General features: G+C 43.2%; 6 protein-coding genes. 5 read left to right on the forward strand and 1 reads right to left on the reverse strand.

Annotation, left to right across the window (positions count from 1 at the left end; genetic code table 11):
• The first annotated feature begins 598 nt into the window (after nt 1–598).
• The 5 genes from VMW78_00680 to VMW78_00700 all read left to right on the forward strand — a co-directional run bounded on the left by VMW78_00680 (nt 599) and on the right by VMW78_00700 (nt 6,639).
• Nucleotides 599–2,305 (forward strand): DEAD/DEAH box helicase, encoded by a 1,707-nt coding sequence (locus VMW78_00680; GenBank protein ID HUV49526.1) that lies wholly within the window; start codon nt 599–601, stop codon nt 2,303–2,305.
• Nucleotides 2,306–2,637: 332 nt separating this feature from the next.
• Nucleotides 2,638–3,072: an RNA-binding protein gene (locus VMW78_00685; protein HUV49527.1), complete on the forward strand. Its 435-nt coding sequence runs from the start codon at nt 2,638–2,640 to the stop codon at nt 3,070–3,072.
• Nucleotides 3,073–3,289: 217 nt separating this feature from the next.
• Nucleotides 3,290–3,931, forward strand: coding sequence for a succinate dehydrogenase cytochrome b subunit (locus VMW78_00690; GenBank protein HUV49528.1), 642 nt, complete (start codon nt 3,290–3,292; stop codon nt 3,929–3,931).
• 30 nt (nt 3,932–3,961) lie between these two features.
• Nucleotides 3,962–5,875 carry a fumarate reductase/succinate dehydrogenase flavoprotein subunit gene (locus VMW78_00695; protein ID HUV49529.1) on the forward strand — a complete coding sequence of 638 codons (1,914 nt, stop codon included), beginning with the start codon at nt 3,962–3,964 and terminating at the stop codon, nt 5,873–5,875.
• Nucleotides 5,872–6,639 carry a succinate dehydrogenase/fumarate reductase iron-sulfur subunit gene (locus tag VMW78_00700; GenBank protein ID HUV49530.1) on the forward strand — a complete coding sequence of 256 codons (768 nt, stop codon included), beginning with the start codon at nt 5,872–5,874 and terminating at the stop codon, nt 6,637–6,639. Before VMW78_00695 ends, VMW78_00700 begins: the two co-directional genes overlap by 4 nt.
• Before the next feature lie 6 nt (nt 6,640–6,645).
• Here VMW78_00700 and VMW78_00705 read toward each other — a convergent pair whose 3' ends face one another.
• The gene (locus VMW78_00705; GenBank protein HUV49531.1) at nt 6,646–7,458 is read right to left on the reverse strand and encodes a pyruvate, water dikinase regulatory protein; all 813 of its coding nucleotides are present in this window, start codon (nt 7,456–7,458) and stop codon (nt 6,646–6,648) included.
• Nucleotides 7,459–7,986: the final 528 nt, after the last annotated feature.

A 7,986-nucleotide genomic window follows, 5' to 3' on the forward strand; every position in this document is an offset into this window, starting at 1 on the left:
GTAAGGATCGCTTTTTCAGGTTTGGCCGGTAAAAGAAGATTCGGCTTAATCAGAACCCTGTCCTGTTTTTTAATACAATCTCCACCTATGGAGTCGATCATCTCAAAAAGTATCGGCTTTAAGGTTTCATAATCATATGCAGCTTTTTTGAATATTACTTTATGCATCTGTTTTTAGCATTCCAGCTATGTGTGTTATTCCCGCCTTGCATCAAGCGCGGGATAAGCTCCAGCGAAAATCCAGTATTTACAAGTTGTTACATGGTTTTTATCATGCCTTTTATGAAGCCGTCAAACCAGCTGTTTACTATTATCCGTATAATGCTTTTTATCAAGCAATTTTATAACAACTCAAATGTGCGAAAAATATTTTACGTTATTAGGTGGTTCGGCAAAAAAGATCTTGCTTTGTTGTGGATATGGCGTAAAATAAATTATTTATAGTAGAGTATTGTCTGTTTTGTCATGAGAGACTGCTGTATCAAGCCGCGCAATCTTCTTATATGGGATTGCGCGGCTTTTGTAGTTTCAGGATAATATTCTCATTTATTAACCGGCTCTGAGAGAGGGCCGCAGATTAACTCGAAAGAACAAATATTATGAATACATTTGCAGAGATTGGCATTAGCAACGATATCCTTAAGGGGCTATCATCCTTAGGATTTCAAGAACCAACCCCGGTTCAGGCACAGGTCATTCCATTAATGCTGGAACGACAAGTAGATCTGATAAGCCTGGCACAAACCGGAACAGGCAAAACAGCAGCTTTTGGCGTTCCATTGATTCAGCTGACAGACATAAAAAACAGGCAAACTCAAGGGCTGGTTCTGTGTCCTACGCGAGAGCTTTGCGTGCAAGTAGCCAGAGATTTGGAAGCCTTTTCCCGGTATGTTGAGGGCTTAAGAATATTAGCAGTTTATGGTGGCGCAAGTATGGACGAGCAGATTAAAGCCCTGCGTAAAGGTATCCAGATTATTGTTGCAACCCCAGGCCGCTTAAATGACTTAATCAATCGCGGCAAGGTTAACATCTCTGGTGTGCGTTATGTTGTGTTTGATGAAGCTGATGAAATGCTGCAAATGGGTTTTCAGGATGAATTAAACGCCATACTGGCCAAGACACCCTTAGAAAAAAACACATTGTTGTTTTCGGCAACGATGTCAAAAGAGGTTGCAGCTATAGCCGGCAAATATATGTCTGATCCTGTTGAGGTCATAATCGGTAAGCGCAATGCAGGCGCCGAAAATGTGCGCCATGAGTATTACATGGTTCATGCCAAAAATCGCTATCTTGCCTTGAAGCGAATCGTAGACAATTGCCCCAATAATTATTCAATTATTTTTTGTCGTACCCGGAAGGAGACCCATGAAATAGCCAGCAAATTGATTCAGGACGGGTACAACGCCGATGCTTTGCATGGAGATTTGTCCCAGGCCCAGCGCGATCAAGTAATGAAGAAATTCCGCTGCAAGAATCTGAAAATACTTGTGGCAACCGATGTTGCTGCTCGTGGCCTGGATGTTAATGATCTGACCCATGTGATCAATTACAATCTTCCTGACGACCTTGGGGGTTATACCCATAGAAGCGGTCGTACCGGCCGGGCTGGACGTACTGGAACATCGATTGCTATCATTAATATGAAGGAACAATTTAAGATCAGGGAGATTGAGCAGAAAATCAAAAAGAAGTTTAAGCAGTGCCGTATTCCTTCAGGAGTGGAGATTTGTAAAAAGCAGCTGGTTAGACTGGTTGATGTTATCACGAAAGTTGAGGTGGACCACGACCAGATTGATCCACTGTACGCGGAAATTTCAGAAAAGCTTGGATCCATGGATCGCGAAGAGCTTATCAAGAGATTTGTTTCTTTAGAGTTTAATCAGTTCTTGGAATATTACAAAAATGCTCCTGATCTCAATGTAAGTTGTGAGGCGAAAAAGCAGCACGGTACAAGAGAACGACAGGGTGTGAAGCCTGCTAATAATTCAAACCGAACACAGAAGTTTACCCGTTTTTTTCTTAATGTCGGCAGGCGTAACGGGATTATGGCACAGGGTCTGATTGGGAAGATCAATAGTGTTCCTGGTGTTAAGCACATTAAAGTCGGAAAGATTGAAATTATGCGGAACACGGCTCTGCTTGAAGCAGACAGCAGATTTATCCCACAAATACTTAACGCTTTCCAGCATGTTAAAATCAATGGCAAAACAGTTTCCATTGAGATTGCCCAGGGTAATAACGGCACAAATCCTGCCAAACATACCGGAGCACCCCGCCGTAAAGGGCGCAAGCTTAAGGCTGCATAGCGTGCGTGTAGCGTTAAAGTTTTGAACTGCAATGGCGAGCGCATTCCTTAACCAGATCCTGGACCTGACACCTTCCAAAGTTCCTATACAGGCATCATGTTTTGCCTTGCTTATATCCACTCTAACCAGTAAAAGTGTGCTTTGCTTAATATATTCTTTACGTTTCTTGTGATTTCTGCCATAATTTTTTAGTTTTATGAGCATACCTCATTAATTCTGCCGGTTAATTTAAAAATATTCTATATTTGGATATATGCCTTATCTTAACAAAATGTGCAGTCTGAACTATTCTACAACGCGATGTGAAAATTTATAATTTATTACAAAAGGAGATTAGAATGAAGATCTATGTGGGAAATTTATCGTACGAGGTTACCGAAGAGGACTTGCGGCTGGCTTTAGAAGAATTCGGGCAGGTTGAATCCGCCACCATTATAAAAGACAAGTATAGTGGTCAATCAAAAGGATTTGGATTCGTGGAGATGGCCTCTAAAGCTGAAGGGCAGTCTGCAATCGAGGGCCTAAACGGCAAAGAGCTAAAAGGAAGAGCTCTTAACGTGAATGAGGCTCGTCCTCGTACCGAAAGTAGCGGCGGCGGCAGAGGCGGTTACGGAGGCGGTGGCAGAGGCGGACAAGGCGCTGGTGGCAGAGGCGGACAAGGCGCCGGCGGCAGAGGCGGTTACGGAGGCGGTGGCAGAGGCGGACAAGGCGCTGGCGGTAGAGGGGGACAAGGTGGTGGCAGAGGCGGACAAGGTGGCGGCAGATAAGGACAAAAGGGTAACCGTAGCTTCTAGCCATCTAAACTGAAGACAAGTTACAGGGAATCCTCGACCGTAAGGAAGTTAGCCGTTTTTAGATTCGCTCGCTATTGCGGTTCAACACATATAACTATGATCATATAAAATTTTGTCTAACAAGCTGCTCAAGACCGGCCTGAAAAAGCTCACCGCTTTTTCAGGCCGGTCTTAGCTTTACTTGAAAAATATGAGCTGGTTTATAAACACATTTAAAACTTCCATCGGCAAAAAGCTGATAATGGCTGTAACAGGGCTGGGCTTTATCTGCTTTCTTATGGCACATCTTGCCGGCAACCTTACTCTTTACGGCGGCAAAAACGCCTTCAACTCTTATGCCGAACGGCTTCATACCTTTGGACCAATTATAACCATAGTAGAACTTGGACTTTTGTTTTTGATCATTATGCATGTTTTAATTGGATCTGTCCTGTTTTATCAAAACACTCTCGCCAGACCGATTAAATACAAGGTTTATAAAAGCGCGGGCGGACGCAGTTTAGGCTCGGCAACCATGCCGTACAGCGGCTTTATTATTCTTGCATTTGTCATTTTTCACCTTATTAACTTTCATTTTGTGGATAAAACAGGCACCACTATTTTTCAAATTGTGGCCAAAGCCTTTACAAGCCCTTTATATATCGTCATATACATTGCTGTAATGATTGTTTTGGCGATCCATACGAGCCACGCTTTTTGGAGTTTATTCCAAACCACAGGTATTAATCATCCTAAATACACGCCCATTATAAAAATAGCCGGCATTGTAATCAGTCTGATTTTCGGTGTGGGATTTGGTTTTCTCCCGGTCTATGTTTCGTTTATTTCATAAGCAGGCATATCTAAGGAAAAGAGGATAACCATGCGACTTGACGCAAAAATTCCCGGAGGCCCGCTGACAGAGAAATGGGATAAGCATTGTTTCGAGCTGAAGCTTGTCAGCCCTGCAAATAAAAAAAAGCTTGATATTATTGTGGTTGGGACCGGCCTTGCCGGAGCTTCCGCATCTGCCACACTTGCCGAACTTGGCTATAACATAAAAAGTTTTTGCTTGCAGGATAGCCCTCGCCGCGCCCATAGCATATCAGCCCAGGGTGGAATTAACGCTGCCAAAAATTATTCAAATGACGGCGATAGTATATGGCGCCTGTTTTATGACACTATAAAGGGGGGCGACTTCCGATCAAGAGAAGCCAATGTTTACCGTCTTGCCCAGACAAGCAATAATATTATTGATCATTGTGTTGCTCAAGGAGTGCCTTTCGCGCGCGACTATGCAGGTCTGCTTGCAAATCGCTCTTTTGGCGGAGCGCAGGTATCCAGAACCTTCTACTCACGCGGCCAGACAGGCCAGCAGCTTCTCCTTGGAGCATACGGAGCATTAATGCGCCAAGTTGCAGAAGGCAAAATCAAAATGTTTCCCCGCCGGGAAATATTGGATCTTGTATTGGTAAACAATAAGGCAAGAGGGGTTGTTGCAAGAAATCTGATCACCGGTAAAATCGAAACTCATGCCGCGGATGCTGTTGTTTTGGCTTCAGGCGGATACGGCAATGTTTTTTTTCTTTCAACAAATGCCATGACAGCTAATGTTACCGCTGCTTTCAGAGCTTATAAAAAAGGTGCCTTTTTTGCCAACCCGTGCTTTACGCAAATTCATCCCACATGCATACCTGTGCACGGAGCCTGTCAATCCAAGCTTACACTTATGAGTGAAAGCCTGAGAAACGACGGCCGCGTATGGGTCCCTAAAAACTCTGGAGACAAACGCTCTCCGGATCAAATCCCGGAATCGGAAAGGGATTATTATCTTGAAAACAGGTATCCTGCTTTCGGCAACCTTGTTCCACGAGATGTGGCCTCACGCAACGCTAAAATGCAATGCGACATGGGCAAGGGGGTTGGTAAAACAGGGCTTGCCGTATATCTTGACTTTGATGATGCAATTAAAAGGGACGGCAAGGATGTTATTATAAAAAAATACGGCAATCTTTTTCAGATGTACGAAAAAATTACAGGCGATAATCCTTATGAAAATCCCATGATGATCTATCCCGCTGTTCACTACACTATGGGCGGATTATGGGTTGATTACAACCTGATGTCTACTGTTCCCGGTCTTTTTGTAGTGGGCGAAGCCAACTTTTCGGATCATGGAGCAAACCGCCTTGGAGCAAGCGCCCTGATGCAGGGGCTGGCTGATGGATATTTCATATTGCCTTACACAATAGGCGGATATCTCGCAGGAACCAGCATGCAGAAAGTAACAGTCGACCACCCTGAATTCAAAGATGCTGCAAAAAAATCTGAATCACGTATAAACAGGCTCCTGTCAATAAAGGGAAAGCGCACTGTTGATGATTTTCATAAAGAACTGGGCTCGATTTTGTGGGAACACTGCGGTATGTTAAGAAATAATGAGCAATTGTTAAGAGCGCAAAACCTGATCAGCGAACTAAGAGAAGAATTCTGGAAAAATGTTATTATCCCGGGATCAGGCAAAGAATTTAATCAGAGTTTGGAGCGAGCCGGCCGCGCCGCGGATTTTCTTGAATTAGGAGAGCTGATGGTAATTGATGCGCTGGCGCGTAAAGAATCATGCGGGAGCCACTTCAACGAAGCATACCAAACAGAAGAAAACGAGGCAAAACGTAATGATAAAGACTTCTGCCATGTTGCTGCATGGGAATTTGCAGGGGATAATAAAGAACCGGTATTTCACAGGGAACCTCTTGCCTTTGAGAATGTAGAGTTAAGTCAAAGGAGCTATAAGTGACATCAACAACAGATAAAAAAAACATAAATCTAACATTAAAAATCTGGCGGCAAAACAGGCTGAATAATAAGGGCAACCTTGAAACATGTCATGCGAATAATATATCAACAGACATGTCGTTTCTTGAGATGATCGATGTCATAAACGAACGACTTACGCTTGAAGGGAAAGACCCGGTTGCATTTGACCATGACTGCAGGGAAGGAATATGCGGGATGTGCGGAGCTATGATAAACGGCCGTGCCCATGGGCCGGAAAAAGGCACAACACTTTGCCAGCTCCACATGAGGCATTTTGCAGACGGAGATACCATTGTAATTGAGCCGTGGCGATCAAGGGCATTTAAAATAATCAAAGACCTGGTTGTGGATCGCAGCCCTCTGGACAAAATCATTCAGGCAGGCGGCTATATTTCCGTAAACGCGGGCAAAGCTCCGGATGCAAACACCATCCCTATTCCCCAGGAAACAGCTGAAACAGCAATGGATGCGGCTGCATGCATAGGATGCGGCGCATGCGTTGCCGCATGCCCGAATGCATCTGCAATGCTCTTTGTCGGGGCCAGGATTTCTCATCTTGCATTGCTGCCCCAGGGAAAACCTGAAGCAGCAATGCGTGTTCAGGCTATGATTAATGAGATGGACAGGCTATATTTTGGAAACTGCTCAAATCATAAAGAATGTGAAGCAGAATGCCCAAAAGAGATTTCAATAACAAATATCGCTCGCTTAAACCGCGAATTTATAAAGTCGGGCCTGTTTTAAACCGTATTAATATTTACGTCGCTGTAATCCGGTTTCCGCCAGGATCTTGGTGGAAATCTCTTCAATCGAAAACCGCGTGCTGTTAATAAATGGAATCTTTTCTCTTCTATACAGGTTTTCTGTTTCTTTGAGTTCCATTTGACATTGCTTAAGCGAAGCATAACGGCTGTTTGCTCGCCGTTCGGAGCGGATTTGATGCAGTAGTTTCGCGTCTATAGTCAAACCAAACAGCTTTTCCTTGTATGCACGCAATGCATTCGGCAATTTCAGCACATCGACCATATCGTCTTCTGTGAATGGGTAATTAGCAGTCTTAATACCGTATTGTAGCGCCAGATATAAACTGGTTGGCGTTTTACCCGAACGGGACACGCCGATTAGAATAATATCGGCTTCACCATAGTTCTTAAGATTGACGCCATCATCGTTGGCCATGGCAAAGTTAACGGCCTGGATTCGAATGGCATAGGTTTGTTCGTGAATACTATGAGTACGATGTTTTTCCGGCTTAGCCCTGACACCAAGCACTTTTTCAAGCGGAGCAACAAACTGGTCCAGAAAGTTGTAACTTATGCCTGCGCCTGAAGAAATAATTTCTTTTACTTGAGCATTTAGTATGGTGTGAAACACTAAAGGACGCATCCCGCTGTCTTGAAAACTTTTTTCAATTTGTTTGTTGATCTGCTGTGCTTTTTTAACGGTTTCGACAAATGGAATGGTGACATGATTAAACTCTTCCGGGAATAACGAAAGCAGGGCGTTGCCAAACGCCTCGGCGGTTATGGCGGTGCTATCGGAGATATAAAATGCAGTTCTCATAATATCCTTTTAATATTAGTTTTATAAAAAGGGTTTTTCTCCAATTTAGTTGGAGATAACCCACTTGTTTTGCGTTAATCAACTACAACTAATCGGGAGATAATCCTAACATTTTATTAAGCTGTTAGGTTGCCCTAAGATAAATCAATAACATAAATCAGTCGGTTAATAAATACCCGCACGCTTTTTAATCAAAGAATACTGATAACTCATCGAAAAGATAAGAAATTAAGGTTGACTTGTATATTCATTTGACATATAATGTTTCAAATTAATTTCGGTCTGTTTTTTGAACCTCAAACAGGAGGATCAGGTGACCAACCATAGTATTACAAAAAAATAAAGCCCCATTTCTTCAGTTATATGAAGGATGGGGCTTTTTGCTTTACAAATCTTGACATGAAGCTATGGACAAAACAAGGATTTATTATGTCTGATATTGTAACAATAGAAGCTATTACCGGTAAAATACATCTGATCCGTGGAATGAAGGTGATGTTGGATGCTGACCTTGCCGAGCTTTATGGG

Source organism: Anaerolineae bacterium (genome assembly GCA_035529315.1).
In the GTDB taxonomy this organism is placed as follows: domain Bacteria; phylum Desulfobacterota; class Desulfobacteria; order Desulfobacterales; family ETH-SRB1; genus Desulfaltia.